We start from the raw sequence: 23,479 nt of genomic DNA, 5'->3' as shown, positions 1-23,479 counted from the left end.
TATCATTACTCAGGTCATAGCTCACAAAGTATCCTTGTTCTTTGCTTTAAGAAAATTTATTTATCGCTCGTTTCCTTATATCCTTGTCTTTGACAGTGTTCATTTAAACCCAATTTCTTCAGCAGGAAAGTTATGGCGTAAATTTCTTACGCTCACTAAGTAATTAAAAGTCCCGTCTTGGTCTATTCAGTTGTCAAAGAACAAATATTTGAAAGGGATTTTCTTTACATCTTCCTGTTTGCCATAAATAGGCTATATCTTTTATAAAAGTAAAGGAGGTCAAACTCCCCTTCACTTTACATAAGGAAAATTTGCCCCCTTTGGTTACCAAAGCATTAAATCTCTTCAATAAACTTTTTCAGCTTTTCAAGAATTTTGTTTCTTCTTTTGATTAAAGCCGGGTGTGTAATACTTTTGAGCTTTGCTACTGAACGAACAGTTTCATCATTAAAGTACAAACGCTCAATGATGTCCCTTTCTTCATCATTCAGTTTTGATATAGCGTATCTCAATGATTCAATCATCATTTGTGTTTCCACAATCTTTTCTACATCAACACTTTCATCTATGATATTGTCTACAAAATGTCCGTCATGATCTAATGATGAAAAAAAGAGCAAGTGGTTTTTTCTGTCCACCTGCTCCAAATACTTTTCGTGTTCTCGTTCTCGCCAGTAGACTTTATATATCTGCTCGCTAACTTTAACCTTTTGTCCATTAACATAAAGGTAATATTCTTTTGGCATTTTATTTCCTCCATTCTTTTTCTGTCCGATTGTTTTCAGGCAAAAAAAGGAGGACTTCTGCATCTTGGCATAAGAAGTCCTCTAAAATGAAAGAAACCTGCTTTTTCTTTAACTATATTAAATTGTTTAAAGGAGTATATAGAAAAAATGACAATTTTTATTGTTATTTATTTTTTCAAATAGATACATAAACTTTTCCATGTTCTTCCTCCATCTATGCTTACAATTACATAAATTTTCCTCTCTTTTCCATTCTTTTCCATTTCAAAATATTCATGCACTCATATCATATAATTTTTTGTAATATCCATTTTGCTTTAATAATTCTTCATGTGTTCCTTGTTCAACAATTTTTCCCTTATCAAAGACTAAAATATTATCACAATCTTTGATTGTATTTAATTTATGAGCGATTACTATAACTGTTTTGTTTTTTGTTATATGGCTAATCGCTTTCTGTATTAGGTTTTCGTTTTGAATATCTAACGCAGAAGTAACCTCATCAAGCAAAACAATTGGGGCGTCCTTAATAATTGCTCTTGCTATTGATATTCTCTGTTTTTCACCGCCAGATAGCAGCTTCCCGTTTTCACCGATTGTAGTCATATATCCATCAGGTAAATTTGACACAAAGCTATCGCAATTTGCCAATTTTGCAGCCTCTATTACTTCATCATCAGTTGCATTTTTATTTCCCAACCGAATGTTATCCATAATTGTTCCATCAAAAAGTAGTACATCCTGAAAAACTATGGAATAATATTGCAGTAACGATTCATCATCCACCTTTGAAATATCAGTTCCATCTAAAAATACATTACCGGAACTTGCTTTATAAAATCCAGCGGCTAACTTCAATACAGTCGATTTGCCGGAACCAGAAGAACCTACTAAAGCCGTTTTTGATCCAGATTTTACTGTAAATGTAGCATTTTTAAGAACATCTTCATCCTCATATCCGAAAGTAACATTATCAAAACTAATACTCATATCATTTGTTTTGGTATGAAAAGGCTCAATATTTATATGTTCCTTTTTTATGTCATCAATTCTTTTAACCAACACATCCGTAGAGAAAATCTCTGTCAAAGAATTCATCAATGCATGGATAGGATCATATATTAAACCAGCTGAAAACAAGAAAATAATATATGTGAATAAATCAATCTCTCCATGTAATAATAAATAAGCTCCTACTAATATTACAGTTGCTATACCTAATTTAAGAATCATCTGTGCTGACGCTAAAATTGTTGCAGAAAATAATTCAGATTCTCTCTGTTTCTTTTCAAACGCATCCAACTGAATTTTTATAGATGTTTTCTGTTTTTCTTCCAAAGAAAACGACTTTATCTCCTTAATCATTTCAAGTGTTGTTTGTATTTGATCGGATGATGCCAGTTTTTCACTTTTAAACTTTTCACTGTAACTTTTTTGAAGTTTTCTGGATAATAGAACTACTGCAAAAGCAATTGGTATTACCCAAAATAATGACATTGCCATTTTAAAGTTAAATATTAACATCAACAGAAAAATCACTATTGTAGACAACAATGTTCCATAACACTGAGGAATAACATGAGCCAAAGCATGTTCAATTCCCGATGTATCTGTCATTACTATAGTGGTAAGATCTGAAATATCTTTTTTCGCAAAAAATGCTAATGGAAGTTTTCTTAGAAATTCTGAAATACTAACTCTTCGATTTGCACTTTCTTGATAAATATCAATAAAGGTTTTTGTGTATTCTACATACGATAGCAAAATCATAAGTAAAATTACTATCGCAGATACCCCTAAACACATTATAATAGGCAATTCGGCACTATGATTTTTATTTGTTATGATTGAATACATTTGTGATAATACATAAGCACATATTCCAACAGGCAGCATTTTAGAAATATTGGATAATGCGTTAAATAGTATTCCTTTTTTAATCAGCATTGCTTCAGCATCAGACAAAGAGTATTTTTCTTTTATTTTATCGAACATTTTATAGCCTCCAATCTGAAGCACCCCGATATTGTTTCCACATATTTGCGTATGCTCCATTGTTTTCAACTAAATCATTATGAGTACCTTGCTCAACGATTTTCCCTTTTTCCATAACAATTATTTTGTCTGCATCAATTACAGTATTTAACCTATGAGCTACCAAAATTACTGTTTTATTCTTTGAAATTTCCGTAATCGCTTTATTGATATAAAATTCGTTTTCAGCATCACAACCTGATGTTGCTTCATCAAAAACAATAATTGGAGAATCTTTAACAAAAGCTCTTGCCAGTGCAATTCTCTGTCTTTCTCCACCGGAAAGGAAAATTCCTTTACTGCCATAAATACTATTTATACCGTTCGGAAGTTTATCAATAATACTTTGACACTGTGCAACTGTAATAGCTTTATCTACTTCTTCTAAAGATGCATTAGGATTTCCTACTCTTATATTTTCAAGTAAGGTTCCGTTAAATAGTTTGCTGTCTTGGAAAACAAAGGAAATATTTTTCATAATTTCACTATTTCTTATTCCATTTATATTCTTGCTACCAATCGTTATCGTTCCTGAGTTAACCTTAAAAAATTTCCCTATCAAAGAAAGAATGGTGCTTTTTCCGGAGCCTGATAAACCAACAAAAGCAACCTTTTGATTTTTTGAAATTTCAAACGATACATGCTCTATAATATTTTTTTCTTGCTCAGGATATGAAAAACAAACATCCGAAAAAACAATTTCTGTATTTTCAGGGAATTCATCACTACCATTTTCTATATATGAATCATCACAGATAATTGTTTCAATTCTATTTAAAGCTTCCTTTGCTTGAATCAAGTTCTCCCCAGTCATCATTAGCCTCATCATTGTTGTAGAAATTAAAGGACTAAGTAATATGAAAAAAATCAAATTCAAAAATACTGCGATTGGATCGCTTGCTGAATTAAATAAAACTGCAGCTACAACTATCAAAAACATAAAAAAACTGTTTAACATAACTCCGAAAATAGTTTTAGGCATACGACAAGCTTTTGCGTAGCCTGCCACCAAATCTCTATAACTCATAATCGTATTATGAAATTTTTTGAAGCTAAATACAGTTTGTTGAAACACTTTGATAATTGGTATACCACGAACATACTCAACAGCTTCTTTGTTCATCTGCTCTTGTAATGTCATGATTTTACCCATCATATATTTATTTTCTCCGCCCATCATCATCTTTATACATATTACAGAAATGATTAACGGGATAAAGCAAGCTGCACCTAATCTCCAATCAAAAAAGAAAAAACTAATCACAATGATAAGTGGCATAATTGCAGTCGCCGCAAAATCCGGTAATTTATGTGCTAAAAAATCTTCTGTTAAAATGGTGTTTTCATCAATAATTTTTCTAATCTCGCCTGTAGACTTCATTTCAAAAAAGCCTAATGGCATATCTATCACTTTATTGATTGCTTGTAATTTCAAATTTTTAGCAACTCTAAAAGCAGATATATGGGCTAAAGACAATGCCACAAAATATAAAGCAATACCTAAAACAGATGAAATCACAGCTATTTCTCCATAATGCATGATGCTTTTCGTGCTTAAATTTTCAACATATAATCTTATAATTTGATAGATACAAACTAATGGAACGATTGACATTACAGCACTCAAAATCGATAATACACATGCCAGAACAGTCAGATATTTGTACTTGCCGGAATACTTTAATAATCCGCTATTAAACATAGCTCTTCACCTCACCTCTTAATATCTCCAATATCTTTTCTTTATCATTCTCCACAGAAAACTCTTTAAAAGATTGCCCATCTAAATATAAAACTTTATTACAAGAAGTCATCAGAAACTCATAATCATGCGAAATGATAAGTATGATTTTCTGTTTTTCTTGAAGTTTTTTCATTCTTTCAGAAATAAGCCTCATATTATTTCCATCTAATCCACTTGTTGGCTCATCAAACAAATATACATCCCTTTCTAAAAGTTCTGCTGCTGCGATAGTTAATCTCTGTTTTTGACCTCCTGACAAGATTTGAGGATGTAACTCTTTAGATGTTTCCAAATGAAACTGATGCAAGATTAAATCTATATCTGCCTTTGGATCATTTAATTTCAATTCATCTTCAAGAGAAACCTCAAATAAATTACTGTCAGGATTGTTTGACAGGTAGTATATTCTTCTCTTTCTTTTTGTTTTCTTTATTTTTTCGCCATTTATCAATAAATTGCCTTTCTGTTCTTTCAGCAATCCACTTAAGATTTTAAATAATGTGCTTTTACCAACACCGTTATCTCCTATGATTCCATAAACATTTCCACTCTTAAAGGAATAACTTAACCCACTTATGATCTTCTCATTCTTGTATGAAAAGCATATTTTATCTAACTCCATCGAATTTACTTCTTTTATTTTCTTTGTTTTTGGTACAACGCATTCTAAAGAATATGCTCTTAACCCCGCTGTTCTAAAAAAGTCATTACAACTTGAAAGAAGTTCTTTTTCTGAAAATGAGTTTCTAATCTCGCCATTTTCAAGGTAGTAATATTTATCAACAAGATCTTTCAGATAATAAATTCTGTGTTCGGAAATCACCATCGTTTTTCCTTGTGTTTTCAATGACAGCATCAGTTTTCTTAAAGCTTCTACACTTTTCATATCAAGATTGGCTGACGGCTCATCAAAAACATAAATCGGTGGATCAAGAGCATTTATGGAAGCAATTGCGATTTTTTGCCTTTCTCCACTTGAAAGATGAAATAAGCTCTTATCAATTAAATTTTCTCCATTGATTGAGGAAAGTGCTTCTCTAATTCTTCTTGAAATTTTTTCTCGGTCTACGCCATAATTTTCCAATCCAAATGCAATTTCATCTTCTACATTTTCTGCAAAAAATTGACTTTTAGGATTTTGAAAAATTGAACCCACTCTTCTTCCTATTTCGTACAATTCTTTTTCACATGGATTCATGCCATCTATTGTAATGTTTCCATTCAGCTTCCCGCTATAAAACTTATACGCAAGTCCATTGATAATCCTTGTCAGCGTTGTCTTTCCGCATCCACTGGCTCCAATGAAGGCTACAACTTCTCCCTTTTTAATTTCTATGTTGATATTTTCAATAATATTTCGAGAGTCCTGATTATATGAAAAGCTCACATTTTCAAATTTAATCATTCCATCATCACTCTTTCCATAAAGTACAGACCCACTGTTAACTGAACGGTCAATATAACTACAACAAAATCAAATTTTCTAAATTTTATTTCCCTTCTTGATGTATGTTTTCCATTGGCGGAGATTCCCCTTACTTCAGATGCCGCAGCCAATTCTTCGGCAATTTTAGAAGAAGAGAACATCATAGGTACAAATAAATACTCCATTGTAACAAACGGCTTTCTAAAAGAAATTAAGCCTCTTAATTTTAATGAATCAATAATCTCCGAAAATTCACTTCTTACTACAGGAAAAAACCTCATCATAAAAATAAGTGGTAATGCTATATTCCTATGGACTTTCATTTTCTTCATCACAGCCATCAATTCTCCCGGAGGTGTTTTTATAATCGGTATTACAGATAGAATAATGACCAATGTCCTGATAACTATAAAAAGAAACATTTCAGGAAGCATGATGCCAAATCCATTTCCATTTGAAAACAATCTCATAATGCTTATGATTGCTATTGCAAACACAACTTTTACGGTAGATTTGCTATATCCTAATACGGCAACATATAGTAAGAGGATGACGGTCAGCAAAAAAAATACAGTATCTTTGGACAATACCGAAGCCAAAAATACTGTACTAAAAAATACCGCAACTTTGGAGCGTAAGTCCAAATGCATTACTTTATTATACCGGTCTTTCTAAAATGTTTTTCTGTCATCTTATTTCCTAAATAGCATCCAACGATAGCCGTCACTACTGTTAAAGCCAAAGAAATAAGAACCCACTTTACATCTGTATAATATTGTGTTTGAATTTGAACCTGTTCCGGAGACACTCCTGTTTTAAGAAACGCATCTTTAAAAAACCATATTTCGCTCATTCCGTGAGCAGCTCTCGTAAGAGATGTAATAATCCAAGCAATCGTAATTCTTTTTATGTTCCTATAACTATCAGTGCCTATCATAGATAATTCTGCGATAATACCGCCACCTACAAACCAAGGAATCATAAACGGTCCCATAAACACAGTTGCCAAAACTGCCTGTAAAATATTATAAATTAAAGCAACTCCAGGCTTCCCAACTTTCATCGACATATAAACGAAAAAAGGTCCTAAAATTAATGCTGTAAACACTGCATTAAGAATCATGTTAAAAAATAAAGACGCTCCCGTTAACATAGAAAATGCAATAAAAACAACAATCATAATTGCAGAAAAGATTCCTATAGTTGCCAAATCTTTTATTGATAATTTTTTTGTGCTTTCCATAAACATTCCTCCTTTTCTATAAAGCAATGTTTATGTTAGCACTATCTAACTCAAATCGCTTGCCGAATCAGACCAGATGTGCTGTTTTAGATATTTTTTTATATTCCGAAGGAGTCAGATTATATCTTTTTTTGAACGCATTGGAAAATTTAGAATGATCCGTATATCCAACTTGAATTGCAATCCCTGTTATAGACAACGCCGAGTTTTTCAACAAAAGTGCTGCCTCTTCTAATCTCTTTTTTATTATCGTGTCATTGATCGTTTCACCATATATACTCTTATAACAGTTTTTCATTGTAGTAATTTTTATATGGAATGTTTCAGACAGTTTTTCATATGTTATTGTTTCAGTGAAATTCTGCAATACATATTCATTTATCTTTTTCGCAATTTCAATATTATTTTTGGCAAAATATTGTCTATCGCTATAAGACATATTATTTTTAACTGCTGTGAGATATAAGAATAATTCTTGGAATTTTACCTTTAAATATCCGATTACAATATCATCAGGGACTTTATACATTTCAAAAAATATATGCTCAATCTCTGATGTTGCTCTCTGTATAAAAAGTTTATTTTCATAGCAGAGTTCGTTCAAAACAACCTCATAATCAATTTCAAACATTTTTTCCAAAAGATGTAATTCTTCATCAAATTCAGATGGCGTTATGCAAAAAGTAACGCCATGGTAATGGCTTATAGGAAAAAAGGATTCTTTAGAACTATTACTTATTAAGTTAATTGCAAAATCTCCAGCTTCCATGTATGTTACAGTTCCGTCTCTTAATACACATTCAAATCTTCCCTCTCTGCAATGATTGATTTCATATCGTCTTTCATTAAGAGAATCCTTAGGAATGCTACTTGTCATTTTTGATGTATGTATATCGTTATAAAATACTTTCACTCCCTTAAAAATCTCATATTCTGTAATCACATATTTACCATTTTCCAAATCACAACACTCGCAAATCCTGCTCCTTGAATTTTCTATTATTTTTTTCTTATTTCTTCCATAAAGATGGTTCATATAATCCATATTATTTACCTTAAAATCTCTTTCCTATCATTATCGTAATTTTCTTCAAGACAAAATATTTTTTCTATTGGACACCCAAATATTAAGCTACATTTGTAAGCAACCTTTATGGAGGGATTAAAATGCCCCTTTTCTAAAGAAATTATCGTTCTCGTAGAAACTCCTAATTTGCTTGATAATTCCCTTTGTGTCCAATTATTTTTTTCTCTTAATTCTCTTAGAATATTTTTCATATTTAATCTATCTATGTAAGTGAAGTATATTTCACTTATGAAGTATACTTCACCTATAGCAAAAAGTAAATTGCATCTTATTTTTCGAACCATTTTCTATCTTTTTATGGTATAATATCCTTATCTAATTTAATATTCGCTTAATGCTTGCTGCCTTAATCATTCTTTTGCAGCAAGCACAGTAAGTGTACGGACACTTACGGAAAAATTGATGAAGCAGCCCTTTGGGAACTGCTTCTTTTTTTATCAATTTTTAGCTTGTTAGGGAGACCCTAATACCCCGAAAATCATACAAAGGAGGAAATATCTATGGCAAATAGGATACGAAATGAACGACTTGAAATTAAGTTGACCAAAGAAGAAAAAGCTCTTTTTGAGGAGAAAAGAAAGCTCGCAAGGTGCAGAAATATGAGCCACTTTGTCCGCAAATGCGTTTTAGAAAAAGAAATTTATCAAATAGATTTAGAACCGTTTAGAGATTTACAAGGCTTACTTTCCAACGCAACAAACAATATCAATCAGATTGCAAAGCGAGTAAATTCGACCGGTGTTATCTACAAAGAGGACATAGGCGATATGAAAAAAGAGATTGAACATTTCTCAAAAGAACTGTGGCAAATTCATTCCTTGCTTCTAAACAGGACTTCGGGAGGTGATTAGTTTTTATGGCTATTACAAAAATACATCCTATAAAATCAACCCTTAATCTTGCCATTTCATATATTGTTAACGGAGAAAAAACAGATGAGCAAATCTTAGTAACAACTCATAAATGCCATCAGGAAACTGCCCATACCCAATTTTTAAGAACACGAAATGATGCCGGAACAAACGGAACTGTTCTTGCAAGACATCTTATTCAATCCTTTTTACCGGGAGAAGCAACTCCGGAAATGGCACATCAAATCGGTCTTGAACTGTGTAAAAAGATATTAAAAGACGAGTACGAATATGTCTTGTCTACCCACATAGATAAAGGGCATATCCACAACCATATCATCTTCAATAATGTAAATATGGTAACGGGCAAATGCTACCAATCCAACAAGAAAAGCTACCACCAAATCAGGTATCAAAGCGATAAGCTATGCAAGGATAATAACCTTTCTGTGATTGATGAATTCTACGAGAGCTATAAGAGAAAGTACAAAACAAATGGTAAGTCATGGTATGAAAATGAGCAATCTAAGAAAGGTACTTCTTGGAAAAGCAGGCTTAAATTTGACATTGATCGTTTGATAAAACAGTCTAATGATTGGGAACAATTTCTAAATAAGATGGCGGAACTTGGTTATGAAATAAAGCATGGAAAACATATAGCCTTTAAGCCAAAAGATAAGCAGAGATTTACAAGGGCTAAGACGATTGGTGAGGATTATACCGAAGAAAGATTAAAAGAGCGTATTACAGAAAATCAAAATATCAAAGCCTCACCTGTCAAAAAACGAATCGGAAATGTCATCAATATGAATACCAATGCCAAAGTGAAAGAGAGCAAAGGCTATGAATATTGGGCAACAAAACATAACTTAAATACAATGGCTGAGTCAGTTGTTTTCATCAGAGAACATGGCATTAACTCCGTTAAGCAGCTTGATGAATACATCAAGAAAAGTGCTGAAGAAAGACAGAACTTACAAGATAAAATCAAAAAAATTGACAAGGATATGCAGCTACTTTCTAATACAATGGAACAAGTTCATACTGTTAAAAAATATAGAGCCTACTACAAGGAATATAAAGCAAATCCTTCTGATAAGGCATTTTTTGAGGAGCATAAGGCTGAAATCACACGCTACGAAACGGCTCTTGCAAAACTAAAAAAGTCCTATTCAAAGCTACCTGATTCAAAGGATATTTTAGATAAACTTGATAAATTGCAAGAAAAAAAGAATACCCTAATGCAAGAGTATTCTTCTACAAAATCTACTATGGACGAGCTTTATAAAATACGAAAGAATTATGGAATTTACATGGGTAAGGAGATGGAGAGATAGTGTTCTCTCCTCTTTTTAAATTTATAAATTTGAGTATGTGAAAGTTTTTCTGTAAATAGCTATTAAGCCAGTGGTCTTCTATGATAAAATATAAATCATAGGAGACTTTTTATTATGACAAAAAGAGAAAAAAAACCGGTACACAAGGTTGTAATGACCGAAGGAAAAAGAAACATTATTCAGCAACTGCTTCAAGAATACGATATTGAAACAGCTGAAGACATTCAGGCTGCACTCAAAGATCTGCTGGGAGGAACTATCAAAGAAATGATGGAAGCAGAAATGGATGAGCATCTTGGATATGGCAAGTCTGAACGTTATGATAGTGATGATTATAGAAACGGTTATAAACCAAAACGTGTTAATAGCAGTTATGGGCAGGTAGACATAGCAGTTCCACAGGACCGTAAGTCAACTTTTGAGCCTCAGATTGTTAAGAAACGTCAGAAGGACATTTCTAACATTGACCAAAAGATTATTTCAATGTATGCAAAAGGAATGACTACAAGGCAGATATCAGAAACTATAGAAGATATTTATGGTTTTGAAGTATCTGAGAGCTTTGTTTCTGATGTTACAGATAAAATATTACCACAAATAGATGACTGGCATAACAGACCTTTAGATGAAGTGTATCCAGTACTGTTTATTGATGCTATCCACTATTCGGTACGTGATAACGGGATGATTAGAAAGCTTGCCGCCTACGTTATTCTTGGTATAACTACAGAAGGCAGGAAAGATGTCCTGACTATAAATGTAGGCGATAATGAAAGCTCAAAATACTGGCTTTCAATCCTTAATGAGCTTAAAAATCGTGGAGTTAGAGATATAATGGTCATATGTGCCGATGGGCTTAGTGGAATGAAAGAGGCTATAGCAGCAGCATTTCCTAAGACAGAATACCAAAGATGCATTGTACATCAGGTACGCAATACCCTTAAGTATGTACCGGATAAAGACAGAAAAACCTTTGCAACGGACTTAAAAACTATATATCACGCAGCAACGGAAGAAAAGGCAAGAAAAGCACTTGATGGAGTTAATAGTAAATGGACACCTAAATATCCTAATTCAATGAAACGCTGGTATGACAATTGGGATGCTATAAGTCCGATATTCAAATTTTCACCTACGGTTAGAAAAGTCATATACACGACTAATTCTATAGAATCTCTAAATTCTACTTATCGTAAGTTAAATCGCCAGAGAAGCGTATTTCCCAGCGATACGGCATTATTAAAAGCTCTATATTTAGCAACATTTGAAATAACCAAGAAATGGACCCAGACAATCAGAAACTGGGGAGCTGTATATGGTGAATTATGTATCATATACGAAGGACGCTTGCCGGAATAGACAAATATTTAAATTTTAAGGGGTGTATAACCTACACTCCTTATTGACATACACAAAAAATATTGTTATATATATTCCAAGAGCTGACAGCTATTATATAACCATCAGCCCTTGTTCATTATCATAGAAGATCTAATTTACAGACTTTTTCTCATAGTCTCATAAATTTGTTTTCATAACTATTTTTTACGAACTCTCATTTTCTTTAGTATTCTATGTGAAATAAAACAGCAACCAATATTTACGATTATGCTAATCAGCAATTCCATAACTGGTGTTTTATATAGTCCCGATAAAACGAATACAGATGATATTGGATATATGGCTCTTACAACTTCCTTTGAGGCAAAGAAAATTCCTATAAAGGAGTATATTTCAGCGATAATCAGAGCTATCCAGTAGCTTCTTTTTACAAGTCCAACAAATGCAATAATTGGAGATATTGCCATAAAAACACCTATTCCAGTTAATACATATACAACAAAATAATGAACTACTTCACTCATGTTTACCGCATTTAAATGCAATACCGCTTCTATAATTAAAGATACCATAAACAATATTAGATAAACAAAAATGCTACCCAACAGAGTAATTACCATTTTTGCAGTAATCATATTACTTTCATCTATCGGTATTAACTTTAATGATTTGAGTACATCTTCTTGTTCCTCACGACAAATAATATATCCTCCAAACAATGCTATCAAACTTGGCAATACAAAATATGTTGTTAAAGACTGCACTTGTAAAATATACCATCCAAATGTGTCTATATACTTTTTCCCACCAAATGAAAATTGTCCTTGAAGAAATACAACTCCCAAAGTCATCATGAGTGCAAATACAAGCAAAAATATCAATTTTGATCTGTGAAGTTTTTTATATTCAGCTAATAAAAGGGTCTTCATTTACCATCCTCTCCTTTTCAATAATAATTTTGTAACTATTGTAAATCCAACTACCCATCCTCCTATACAAAGAAGAGAATAAACTATATTTATATCTTGATTTAATACTATTCCCGGAACATCTCTCAAAACAATTGCTGTAGAGCTCGATAATGGGTGTACATACATATTAACCATCAAAATTACAAATCCCGAAAAAGCATAAACAATCGTCAAACAAATAGGTAAAATATATTTTTTTGTCAAAAATGCGATAGATAAAATGGGAAGCATAGAAACTGCTAAAAGTACACTAATCTCAAAACACTTTCTAATAAGAAAAATACACAAAGAGTAATCTATCTCTATATGATGAATAAATTTCCCAAAAAGAAGTGTAAAGAAAATTGACAAACTCATAAATACTAAAGTGTAAATAAACATAATTACAAATTTGCTAATCAAAAGCTTCGTCTTTTGTATAGGAACAATCCACAACATCTTAAAAGTATCATTCTCATACTCTGCTGACACAATCATTGTGGAAAATATTCCTAATATAATTGGCAAAATCAGCCATAAATTATAACTAAAGATTGTCCATTTGAAATATTTCATTGCATTATCTGAAAGATCTATATTCCCAAAATATATAGTGGCAAGCAATGGCATTAAGAGTGTTGCCAGAAACATCATCCAAACAATCTTTTTCCTTTTCAATTTAAGAAACTCTACTTTAACTAAATTAAGCAATTCCCTCTCCTCCGGTTATTTTCTTGAAGTAATCTTCCAAAGACTCATTGCATGTTTGTGATGAAATCACTGATATTTCATTCATAACCAACAACTTATTAATTTTTGCCATATCTAATCCATGACTATATATCCTTATATGATTATTATCTTCAACGGAATAATTTGTTATTCCAAACTCTTTTTCCAAAATAGTCGCAGCTTTTGATACATCTGATACTTCCAAAATAATGTACTTTCTATTTTTCTTATTTAATTCTTCCATACTGTTTTCTTCTAATAAAACTCCTTTATCTATAATGCCCACTGTATCAGCAAGGAGTGTTATTTCAGATAGAATATGACTGGAAATCAAAATTGTTTTTCCTTTTTTTACACTCAAATCTTTTATAAAATCTCTAACTTCTGCTATACCTATTGGATCTAATCCATTTGTCGGTTCATCTAAAATTAAAACCTCAGGATCATGTAAAATTGCATTAGCTATTCCCAGTCTTTGTTTCATTCCTAAAGAATAATTTCCAAAGAGTTTTTTATCTTTATATGGCAGACCAACTACTTCTAAAGCATTTTTAACCGCATTAGGAAAAGCCGTTCCTCTTAACATTGCAAATATTTCCAAATTTTCTGTCCCTGTAAGATTAGGATAAAATCCGGGTGTTTCAATAATTGCACCAATTCTTGGATAAATCTTTTTCTCGTTACCTTTTATGTTTTGATTGAAAACACTTACTTCACCATTCGAAATATCCGTAAGACCCAATATCATCTTCATAATGGTTGTTTTACCTGCTCCATTTCGACCTAATAACCCATATATGGAACCTTTTTTGATGTGCAAATTTACCGAATTTACAGCCTTTTGTTCTCCATACACTTTTGTTAAATTCTTTGTTTCAATAATATAATTTTTCATTTTATTTTTCTCCTTAATAGTTTTGTCTTTTCATGGATTTTATAGCGAGTATAAAAAATACTATTCCGATTGATAAAATAGATACTAAACAACTAAACGGGGATGCATTTAGTGAATATCCACCAATACTATTTTCTACCATTTCTTTGGCAGCCGATGACACATTTTGATAAACCCCTAATAAGCTTGCAAGCGGATGTATATGGACTAATATTGATGCTCCAAATATCCCAATTCCTAAATAAAGCAAGCACATAGAAATAGGTAAAACATAACTCTTAGAAAAAGTAGCAATGTAAATCACTGGAAGCATTGCAATCGGAATTAACAAAGCTGCTAATATATATAAAATAGCTGCTTCTTTCAATGTGGCTAAATTAAAATCTAAGAATCCTATGCTTAATACAGCCCCCAAAACAGACGAGATATATGTTAATGTCATTAAAAAAAGTGTCAGTAATTCTATCAAAATAAATTTCACAAAAAATACTTCAAATCTACTAACCGAAGTTATTAGTACATTCTTTAAAGTGTCATTCTTCCTTTCGTCAAAAAATAACATTGTAGAAATTATTCCAATTACGACTGGCAAGAACACAAAGGTTATATTCTTGAATGCTAAACAATATAAATCTCCAAAACTATCCATGATAGGACTTTCTCTTGAAATTGAAAATGCTCTTTCGATTGCAAATAAATTTAAGACAACAGTTAATATAAAAATACCTATCAAAATTCTGCTTCTCTTCCATTTTTTTATTTCAGCTTTTATTAAGAGCATATCGCACCTCCTTACAATAAATATTGTAAATGATTAACCTTGCCATAATCTTGCGGCACTCTTGTTTTTATCTTGTTTCAATAAAAAAAGCCCCAAAAGAGACTTTCTAAATCAGCTATTTACATTGCAAACTCTACAGTAAAAACAGTTTTTATATTAGGCACACTACTTACGCTTATTTTAGCATTATTCACCCTCAACAATTCTTTAGCAATTGATAAGCCAAGCCCTGAACCTTTTGTTAATCTTGAACAATCTGCCTGATACATTCTGTCAAATATATATGGTAAGTCCTTTTCGCATATACCATTTCCATTATCTAAAATCGTCAAAGTAACTTTTGTATCCGATTCTTCTAATTTCAAATGTACTCTATCACAATTACTATGAACAATAATATTATTTATAATATTGTTTAAACTTCTAAAATAAGCATTTTCATCTATCTTTATATTACATTCCTGTTCCGGAATTTCAATTTCATAGCTTATATGTTTTTCTTCAAAAATAGGAATCCAATCACTTATCACATTTCTTGTTAATTCGTTCAAATCCTTATCCGCAAAAGAAAACTTCCATTCTCCTGAATCCAATTTTACCCAATCAAAAAGTTTTTCTACAAAATCCTTTAAGTAATGTGCTTTACTTAAAGAAACTTTTATATAGTCATCTTTTTCATCTCCTATAACAAGTCCTTCTTGAACTGCTTCCAAATATCCAACCATAGATGCTAAGGGAGTTTTTACATCATGAGACAAACTTGTCATAAGTGATTTATATGCCTGCTCGGATTGTTTTTGCTCTATAAGTTTATTTTGACTTTGTAGTGTTATCTCATTTATATCGTGGCAAATTTTTTCTGTAGTATCATTTTTCTTAATTAAAATTCTACGATTGTAATCGCCATTTTTGATATCAACAAGTACCTCTTGAATCCTATCTATTTCCTTTTTTATATGCGTAATCTTTTTTACTAAATATAGGATCACACATAAAAGTATCAAAATTATGATAGTTTTTATATCCATACATCATTCCCCCTTACTAAAACGGTAACCCACACCTCTTACTGTCAAAATATAAGTCGGTTCTTCAGGGTTAGGTTCTATTTTTTTTCGGAGTTTACTGATAAAGGACATGATATTACTATCATCAAAAAGGTAATCTTCTTCCCAAACATTCGTATATATTTGTTTTTTTGTAAAAATTTTCCCTTTATTAGATGCGAGAAAATATAACAAGTCAAATTCTTTATTTGTTAATTCGATACTGTTATTGTTTATTTTTACAGTTCTATTCTCTTTATCTATTCTCATATCTTCTATTATGATTTCTTTAAACTGGTCTATGCTTTTCTGATTAAAGTCTGTGAATCTTCTAACCATAGCTTCAACTCTTGCTTTAAGTTCATTGATATTAAAGGGCTTAGTTAGATAATCATCCGCACCTTGTTTAAGTCCATAAATTTTCGAATCATCATCAGACTTTGCAGTCAACATTAAAACTGGAACAGTGTATTCTTCTCTTATCATCTCCAAAACTTGAAATCCATCAAAGTCAGGGAGCATAATATCTAATAAAATCAAGCACAGATTGTTTGAACTTCGGATTTTTTTATATCCATCTAATCCATTATTAGCAATGTCTACAGAATATCCATCTGTGCTTAAACATTTTTTAATTAAATTACATAATGCAATATCATCATCTATAATTATTATCTCTCTCATATTTCATAACTCCATACTTCTTATTCAATATAATTATCATCAAAGGAAAATACATCATTTGATATACAATCTAAAGTCTAAAGGTTCTTTATTAAAATTAAAACTTATTTATATTATTCGTCCTATTCAATGAGATTAGTTCACCGAAATCTGTGTCCAGTTCAATACAAATTCTATAGAGAATTTCCATGCTGACAAATTCACCTTTTCCCATTTTAGCTATCGTTGCAGGAGCTATACCAACTTTTTCCTGTAGGTCTCTTTTGTTCATATTTTTATCTATTAAAAGTTTCCACAGCCCATTATAGTTTATTTTCATATTACCATCCTTAATATTCATATAATTGAACTTTTATTTCGTTAATTATATCATAATTTCACCAAATAAAAAAGAGCCGGTACAGTCCTAAGACCACACCGACAATAAATTTATCTCTCAGCTTCTTTGTTTACTTCTTTCTTTTCTTTTGGTTTTTCCTTATCTTCAGCCTGATATTTCTTGATAGCTCCAAGTACAGACTCTTTCTTTTCTTCTTGTCCTTTCATTTGTTCCTTTGCCTTTAGTAGCTTTGAAGAAAGTATTCTGATATTGCTATGTTCCTTTCCGTTATCATCAATGGAAGTTCTGATTTGTCCAAAGAGCTTAACGAAATCTCCCTGATTGAAGTATTTTGGAATATCGCTTTTTTCTCCATAAGCGGAGCAGTTGTGATACACCTTATTACCCTCATCATCTTTGGATACTACGGAAAAATTAGCTACCTTAAAGGCTTCTCCGTTTTTATTTTCTCTTTCAACTACATCAACCTCTCCAACAATTTTTCCAACTATATTGATAAGATTATCCTTTTCTTCCTTAACATAAGGCAGGTCTTTTATCTGCCCCTGTTCCCTTAAATCCTCAATCATATAGTCAAATTCCTCATGCAGTAAATTAAGGCTGTCATTGTCCATATAGGCGTTATATAGCTTATCTAAAGCACTTTCATCATTAATACCTTTTTCCATGCTTATAATCGCTTTTACAAAGTCCTTGTGGTTGTCATTTACCATATCTTCTATTTGATTTCTCATTGTTTTGTAATCCATGTTTTTTTCTCCTTTCATGGCAAAAGGGAGGTTGCCCTCCCCTTATCTTAAAAATTCCTGTTCTTTTGTTTTTTGCTTTTCTTCAGTTTTACTTTCATTTTGATAAGCTCTTATCTGTCCTAAAATAGATGGCTTGTCATCTGATTTTTGTGCGGTTTCTTCTTTGTTATGAAGATTGTCCTCCACATCATAAGTTGACTCAAAATAATCACTGTCCTTAAAGTCATTGTCATATCTATCAGAAATACCGTCATTATCGAGGTCTTTAGAAAGCGGATCATAGAAGTTGCCTTCATCGTCAATATCAAGTCCCATAGCCTGCTTTAATTCTTCTTCATCCACAGAAACAAATGTACTAAATTCTCCATTTTCCATTTCAAACTTCATAACATCAAGAGCTTTTTCAACGCTACCATTTTCTTTTACATAATCATAATGGCTTACCGCCACATCATTTACATATTGAGTAGCTGTATATTCCTCAAGGTTTAACTCAAATTGAATACCATGCCTTTCATCCGGTGTATTGGTATAGGCGATACCGATATGCTTCAAGTCAGGATACAAGGTATTAAATTCATCATAGCTGTGATTTTCTTCGTACTCTCTGTTGCAGAAGTCAATGATTGCTCTTTTTACATCTTCTACAAGTGGATTATCATTTCTCTTTTCTTCCACTTCTCCCATATCAAGGAGCTTATTTAACTCTGCCAAGCGAAGCACTTTTGATTTTAGCTCATCTGCTTTTTCAAAAGGCTTTTTGAGTTCTTCTTTGGCATTTTCAAGTTGTTCCTTTGCGCTGATAAGTTTTTCTTCAAGCCTGTTTAATTTTTCAGGCATTTTCTCAAGAGCATTATCCAGTCTTGTAATGTTACCATCCGCACTTGTTCCAAGCTCTCCTGAATGCTTTGCAGCACCGTTTAGGCTAAAGTTATGCTCATTGGTAAAGAAGTTATAGCTTACCTCTAAATCCATATTTCTATACTTTCCTATAACCTTGCTTTCATTGATTTTAACCTTTGAAATAGCTTCAAGTAGTCTTTCTCCGGCTAATTTCTTATCAGTAATTTTTTCTCCTGCAATGGTAATGGAAGTAAACTTTTCCTCGCCTTCCGCTTTAGGCTCTACATCAGATATGTCTTTCTTGACAGCTTCTATGAGCTTTTCCGTTCTTGCGATTTCTTCAGGATAATTTTTCGCCACCTTATCCTCTAATCTGTAACGGTTAGACTTATAGTTCGCTTCAAGCATTTTTAGTTTTGTAACCTCATTGTCTAAGTCCATCTTCTCTTTAATCTTTGGATCACCTGTGGCAAGAGCTTTAATCTCTGCATAGTTTAAGCTGCTTTCGTCCACATCTTCCGCCACTCTTACAGGTGTTTTACTTGTCATAATCTGAGAAATGAACTTCTGTTTATTCTCTATGGTCTGCCACAAATATGCATCAAAGGTATTCTCCGTAACATAGCGATAGATATTTACCTCTTTATTTTCATTTCCCTGTCTTACAATTCTGCCCGCACGCTGCTCTAAATCCGCAGGACGCCAAGGCACATCAAGGTCGTGAAGTGCAATCAGCTTGTTTTGCACATTCGTACCTGCACCCATTTTTTGTGTTGATCCCATAAGGATACGAATTTCTCCCTTACGCACTTTTGCAAAGAGTTCATCTTTCTGCTTGTCTGAGTTCGCTTCGTGAATAAAGGCTATTTCTTGTTTCGGAATTCCCATTGCAACGAGTTTTTCTCTGATGTCATCGTAAATGTTAAATTCTCCATCGCCTTTCGGTGTAGACATATCAGAGAAAAGAAGCTGTGTTGACTTATTTTCTTTGGTCTTATCCCAAATACTAAAGACATTTTTCACGCAAACATTCACCTTGCTGTCTGGATTATCAGGAAGTAGGGGATTGATTAAACGCTGATCTAAGGCGAGTTTCTTACCGTCATTGGTAATTTTAAGCATATTATCTTCGTCAGGCTCTACTACCCTGTTTCTCACATCATCAGCTCTTTCCGATAAACTCTTTAGGATTTCCTTTTGCTCCTCACTTGGCAAAGTTTTAATAACTTCATAGTGTGCTTCAGGTGTTGGAAGATTTAACATATCCGCCGTTTGAATGTCTGCCACTTCTTTAAACATACTCATTAGTTCAGGAAGGTTATAGAATTTAGAAAACCTTGTCTTAACCCTGTATCCTGTACCTTCAGGAGATAATTCAAAAGCTGATTGTGTTTCCCCAAAGGTAGAAGCCCAGCTATCAAAATGTTCCAAATTATTCTTTTTAAGGCTTTCATACTGAAGATAACGCTGCATAGTATAAAGCTCTGTCATCGAGTTACTGACAGGCGTTCCTGTGGCAAAGACAATTCCTTTTCCGTTTGTCATTTCATCCATGTATCTGCACTTCATAAACATATCGGAGGATTTAAAGGCTTCGCTTTGTCCGATTCCTGCTACATTTCTCATTTTTGTATAAAGATAGAGATTTTTGTAACTATGTGCCTCGTCAATAAAGAGCTTATCTACGCCAAGTTCTTCAAATGTAATGACATCATCTTTCTTAAAATCATCATTTAATTTTTCAAGCCTTGTTTCCAGTTTTTTCTTGGTCTTTTCAAGTTGCTTTACCGTAAAATTCTGATTTCTGTCATGCTTGTATTCCTCTACATAGTTTATGATTTCATCAATCTGATCCTGAATATGCTTCTCCTGATATTCCTTACTCATCGGGATTTTTTCAAACTGCGTATGCCCGATGACAACGGCATCATACTCTCCTGTGGCAATTTTGCCGATAAATCTTTTTCTGTTTTTCGGCTCAAAATCTTTCTTATCTGCCACCATAATATTAGCTGACGGATATAGCTGCATAAACTCTCTGCCGATTTGCCCTGTCAAGTGATTCGGAACGACAAAAAGAGATTTACTGCACATTCCAAGTCTTTTACTTTCCATTGCGGAAGCCACCATCTCGAAGGTCTTACCGCTTCCTACCACATGAGCAAGGAGGGTATTTCCTCCATAAAGGCTTCTTGCTATGGCATTTCTTTGATGAGATCTTAAATCAATTTCTGTGGTCATTCCCTCAAAAGAAAGGTTACTTCCGTCATATTCTCTGTTACGGATGGAGTTAAAACGCTCATTATATAGCTTTACAAGCCTGTTTCTTCTTTCCTGATCACTAAATATCCAATTCTTAAATTCTTCTTTTAGAAGCTCCTGCTTCTGTCCTGCAAGAAGCGTTTCTTTTTTATTTAGCACAGAAGTTTTTGAGCCGTCCGAATTTACAATCTGGTCAAATACCTTTGTTTCTTTTAAATTTAGGGCATCTTCAATCAGCTTATAGGCATTTACCCTTGATGTACCGTAGGTCATTTCCGCAAGATCATTTCCTCTATCCCTGCTTTTGCCTTCTACATTCCATTCACTTGTGAGGTTTGAAAATTTAACCTTAATATCCCATTTGGCATATCCCGGAGTTTTAAGCGTTTCAAAGATAAATTTTTCAATATCTTTAATCGGTATCCAAGTTGCTCCGAGTCGTACATTGATTTCACTTGCTTCAAGCTCCTTTGGAAGAACTTTTGTAAGCTCTGCCTTTTGGTATTCCAAACGGTTCATCTCATAGCTTATCAGCTCTTTTTCTTTGCCATCTTCCGCATAGCCAAGATGAGGTAACTCTCTTTCGGTCTGTCTTAGCTTTGCAAGGTAGCTGTCTACAATGGCAATCTTATCTCTAATATTTCCGCTTAGGTACTCATCCTTTGTTACATAGCCGTACTTATATGAATTACTGCCGTTTGCACAAGCGAAAGGCAAATCTCCATCTTCAAGGTTAAAGGATAATGGTCTATAAAAGTTTTGTTCCTCTCTGATATTTAGATAGATTTCCCCTCTAAGATCCTCAATCAAAGTTGGTCTGTCTTTACCTGTAAGGTTTTCCATGTATTCAAAGTCAACATAACCTTTTTCGGATACGGATAATACCAGTGCTTCAAGGGAAGTATCTACATGGTCTATTGTCTTTGCCTTTGTGATTGTTCTTTTACTGAAAATATCTCCCTTTGCTTTGAAGTTTTCTTCTTCATCAAGAATTTCTATTGAGGAAACAAGTGGGAAGTTACTATCTTCTTTTAAGGCTCTGGTATTGCTTAAATTATTTATAAAGCCATGCTTCTTTGAAAAGTTGTCATAGACTTCATTGAGCTTTTCTTGAGCTTTCTTTACCTCATCATCGGAATAGTCCTCTTTCTGCTTGTAGATAACATCTTTAAGGGCAGTATTCAGTTCAAGATAGTCCTTAATCTTTTCCTTATTCTTATCCGTTACTTCTTTCTTTACGAAAAGTGAGTTTTCTCTGTAATAAACCTCATCATCAATAACGGTATATGAAAAGTTCTTGACATCATCCGTTGCAGGAATTGAAGTGATTTCATCATCTAAAAGCTCTATTTCTTCATAAGTTGATCCTTTGGATATTTCTTCACTTGCTTTTGTCAAAAGCTCTTTTAAGTCGGCATTTTCTTTCGGCAGGCACGCAAGTGTGTTTCCAAATCTTCCTGAAACTTCACGCATTGTGCCGAGTACCTGCTCAGGATGATCTACAAAATATTTGTTATATACAAGTCCCTTTTCATCTTCAGATAGATGTATCCAGTCCTCATCTCTTTCTCTGATACTGTCCCTTTTCTTTAGGAATATAATATCTGAGGTTACTTCTGTTCCTGCAACGCCCTTAAAGGTATCGTTTGGAAGTCTGATGGCTCCTAAAAACTCCGCCCTTGCTGCAATGTAGCGTCTGACACTCTCGTCCTTTTTATCCATTGTGCCTGAAGATGTGATAAAGGCGATAACACCGCCATTTCTGACTTTATCAATGGATTTCGCAAAGAAATAATCATGGATCAAGAAGTTATTTTTGTTATACTCTCTGTCATTTACCTTATACTCGCCAAACGGCACATTTCCAATCACAGCATCGAAGAAGTTATTGGAAAAGCTCGTTTCTTCAAACCCTTTAATCTGTATGTCGCTTTCAGGGTATAAGAGTTTTCCTATGCGACCGCTTACCGAGTCAAGCTCCACACCATAAAACTTTGACTTACTCATTTCATCGGGAAGATTACCGATAAAGTTTCCAACTCCCATACTTGGCTCTAAGATATTACCGCTCTTAAATCCCATACCTGCAAGTGTCTTATATACGCTGTCAATCACTGTTTTCGGTGTGTAAAAAGCTGTTAGGGTAGACTCTCTTGCAGCTTCATATTCAGATGGTGATAAATTTTCCTTTAAGAAACTTCTTGCAACTTCCCATTGTCCCTCTTTACTTTCGTCAAATACATCAGCAAGTCCGCCCCAACCGACATACTTTGAAAGGACTTCCTGAGCGTTAATATCTAAATCTCTCTCACCTCTTTCAATTCTATTTAACATAGAGATTGCTTCAAAATTATTGTTTAATCTCTCACTTGGAGATAACTTTTCAGG

At 33.1% G+C, this 23,479-nt stretch carries 20 protein-coding genes; 3 read left to right on the top strand and 17 right to left on the bottom strand.

What is annotated here, in order from left to right; all coding sequences use genetic code 11:
• Nucleotides 1-335: 335 nt before the first annotated feature.
• The 8 genes from HMPREF1152_RS06865 to HMPREF1152_RS09380 form a co-directional block, all read right to left on the bottom strand.
• Nucleotides 336-746: a sigma-70 family RNA polymerase sigma factor gene (locus HMPREF1152_RS06865; RefSeq protein WP_009644457.1), complete on the bottom strand. Its 411-nt coding sequence runs from the start codon at nucleotides 744-746 to the stop codon at nucleotides 336-338.
• Between the two features lie 273 nt (nucleotides 747-1,019).
• Nucleotides 1,020-2,741, bottom strand: a complete 1,722-nt coding sequence (locus tag HMPREF1152_RS06860) for an ABC transporter ATP-binding protein (RefSeq protein ID WP_009644451.1) — start codon at nucleotides 2,739-2,741, stop codon at nucleotides 1,020-1,022.
• A gap of 1 nt (nucleotide 2,742) precedes the next feature.
• Nucleotides 2,743-4,482 (bottom strand): ABC transporter ATP-binding protein, encoded by a 1,740-nt coding sequence (locus HMPREF1152_RS06855; protein WP_039883790.1) that lies wholly within the window; start codon nucleotides 4,480-4,482, stop codon nucleotides 2,743-2,745.
• Entirely contained in the window at nucleotides 4,475-5,929 is a 1,455-nt protein-coding gene (locus HMPREF1152_RS06850; RefSeq protein ID WP_009644449.1) for an ABC transporter ATP-binding protein, read from the bottom strand. Before HMPREF1152_RS06850 ends, HMPREF1152_RS06855 begins: the two co-directional genes overlap by 8 nt.
• Nucleotides 5,926-6,600, bottom strand: coding sequence for an energy-coupling factor transporter transmembrane component T (locus HMPREF1152_RS06845; RefSeq protein ID WP_039883788.1), 675 nt, complete (start codon nucleotides 6,598-6,600; stop codon nucleotides 5,926-5,928). The genes HMPREF1152_RS06850 and HMPREF1152_RS06845 overlap by 4 nt, the downstream gene beginning before the upstream one ends.
• Complete coding sequence (locus tag HMPREF1152_RS06840) at nucleotides 6,600-7,193, bottom strand: MptD family putative ECF transporter S component (RefSeq protein ID WP_009644467.1); 594 nt, start codon at nucleotides 7,191-7,193, stop codon at nucleotides 6,600-6,602. Before HMPREF1152_RS06840 ends, HMPREF1152_RS06845 begins: the two co-directional genes overlap by 1 nt.
• Nucleotides 7,194-7,260: 67 nt before the next feature.
• Nucleotides 7,261-8,238 (bottom strand): helix-turn-helix domain-containing protein, encoded by a 978-nt coding sequence (locus tag HMPREF1152_RS06835; protein WP_009644469.1) that lies wholly within the window; start codon nucleotides 8,236-8,238, stop codon nucleotides 7,261-7,263.
• Nucleotides 8,239-8,243: 5 nt separating this feature from the next.
• Nucleotides 8,244-8,471: a helix-turn-helix transcriptional regulator gene (locus HMPREF1152_RS09380; protein WP_039883792.1), complete on the bottom strand. Its 228-nt coding sequence runs from the start codon at nucleotides 8,469-8,471 to the stop codon at nucleotides 8,244-8,246.
• 309 nt (nucleotides 8,472-8,780) lie between these two features.
• Between HMPREF1152_RS09380 and HMPREF1152_RS06825 the strand changes: the two genes are divergently transcribed.
• The 3 genes from HMPREF1152_RS06825 to HMPREF1152_RS06815 all read left to right on the top strand — a co-directional run bounded on the left by HMPREF1152_RS06825 (nucleotide 8,781) and on the right by HMPREF1152_RS06815 (nucleotide 11,827).
• Nucleotides 8,781-9,131 (top strand): plasmid mobilization protein, encoded by a 351-nt coding sequence (locus HMPREF1152_RS06825; RefSeq protein WP_009644452.1) that lies wholly within the window; start codon nucleotides 8,781-8,783, stop codon nucleotides 9,129-9,131.
• A 5-nt stretch (nucleotides 9,132-9,136) separates the two neighbouring features.
• Nucleotides 9,137-10,468, top strand: coding sequence for a relaxase/mobilization nuclease domain-containing protein (locus tag HMPREF1152_RS06820; RefSeq protein ID WP_009644459.1), 1,332 nt, complete (start codon nucleotides 9,137-9,139; stop codon nucleotides 10,466-10,468).
• A 153-nt stretch (nucleotides 10,469-10,621) separates the two neighbouring features.
• The gene (locus HMPREF1152_RS06815) at nucleotides 10,622-11,827 is read left to right on the top strand and encodes an IS256 family transposase (RefSeq protein WP_198004087.1); all 1,206 of its coding nucleotides are present in this window, start codon (nucleotides 10,622-10,624) and stop codon (nucleotides 11,825-11,827) included.
• 179 nt (nucleotides 11,828-12,006) lie between these two features.
• On the opposite strand, the gene HMPREF1152_RS06810 is transcribed toward HMPREF1152_RS06815, so the two are convergent.
• The 9 genes from HMPREF1152_RS06810 to HMPREF1152_RS06770 form a co-directional block, all read right to left on the bottom strand.
• Nucleotides 12,007-12,738 (bottom strand): ABC transporter permease, encoded by a 732-nt coding sequence (locus HMPREF1152_RS06810; RefSeq protein WP_009644461.1) that lies wholly within the window; start codon nucleotides 12,736-12,738, stop codon nucleotides 12,007-12,009.
• Entirely contained in the window at nucleotides 12,739-13,470 is a 732-nt protein-coding gene (locus HMPREF1152_RS06805; protein WP_009644458.1) for an ABC transporter permease, read from the bottom strand.
• Nucleotides 13,463-14,386: an ABC transporter ATP-binding protein gene (locus tag HMPREF1152_RS06800; RefSeq protein WP_009644465.1), complete on the bottom strand. Its 924-nt coding sequence runs from the start codon at nucleotides 14,384-14,386 to the stop codon at nucleotides 13,463-13,465. Before HMPREF1152_RS06800 ends, HMPREF1152_RS06805 begins: the two co-directional genes overlap by 8 nt.
• A 13-nt stretch (nucleotides 14,387-14,399) precedes the next feature.
• On the bottom strand, nucleotides 14,400-15,167 hold the full coding sequence (locus HMPREF1152_RS06795) for an ABC transporter permease (protein WP_009644460.1): 768 nt from the start codon (nucleotides 15,165-15,167) through the stop codon (nucleotides 14,400-14,402).
• Nucleotides 15,168-15,286: 119 nt separating this feature from the next.
• Entirely contained in the window at nucleotides 15,287-16,195 is a 909-nt protein-coding gene (locus HMPREF1152_RS06790) for a sensor histidine kinase (RefSeq protein ID WP_009644466.1), read from the bottom strand.
• Nucleotides 16,196-16,198: 3 nt separating this feature from the next.
• Nucleotides 16,199-16,897, bottom strand: coding sequence for a response regulator transcription factor (locus HMPREF1152_RS06785; RefSeq protein ID WP_009644454.1), 699 nt, complete (start codon nucleotides 16,895-16,897; stop codon nucleotides 16,199-16,201).
• A 97-nt stretch (nucleotides 16,898-16,994) separates the two neighbouring features.
• Nucleotides 16,995-17,216: a helix-turn-helix domain-containing protein gene (locus HMPREF1152_RS06780; RefSeq protein WP_000701009.1), complete on the bottom strand. Its 222-nt coding sequence runs from the start codon at nucleotides 17,214-17,216 to the stop codon at nucleotides 16,995-16,997.
• A 110-nt stretch (nucleotides 17,217-17,326) separates the two neighbouring features.
• On the bottom strand, nucleotides 17,327-17,986 hold the full coding sequence (locus HMPREF1152_RS06775) for a DNA-binding protein (protein WP_009644462.1): 660 nt from the start codon (nucleotides 17,984-17,986) through the stop codon (nucleotides 17,327-17,329).
• A gap of 42 nt (nucleotides 17,987-18,028) precedes the next feature.
• Nucleotides 18,029-23,479: helicase-related protein (locus tag HMPREF1152_RS06770; RefSeq protein WP_009644456.1), on the bottom strand; the 5,451-nt coding region annotated here is incomplete at its 5' end.

Source organism: Mogibacterium sp. CM50, from assembly GCF_000293155.1.
Classification (GTDB): Bacteria; Bacillota; Clostridia; order Peptostreptococcales; family Anaerovoracaceae; genus Mogibacterium; species Mogibacterium timidum.
The sequence above is the reverse complement of the archived record's forward strand: the minus strand, read 5'-3'. Positions and strand labels throughout refer to the sequence as shown.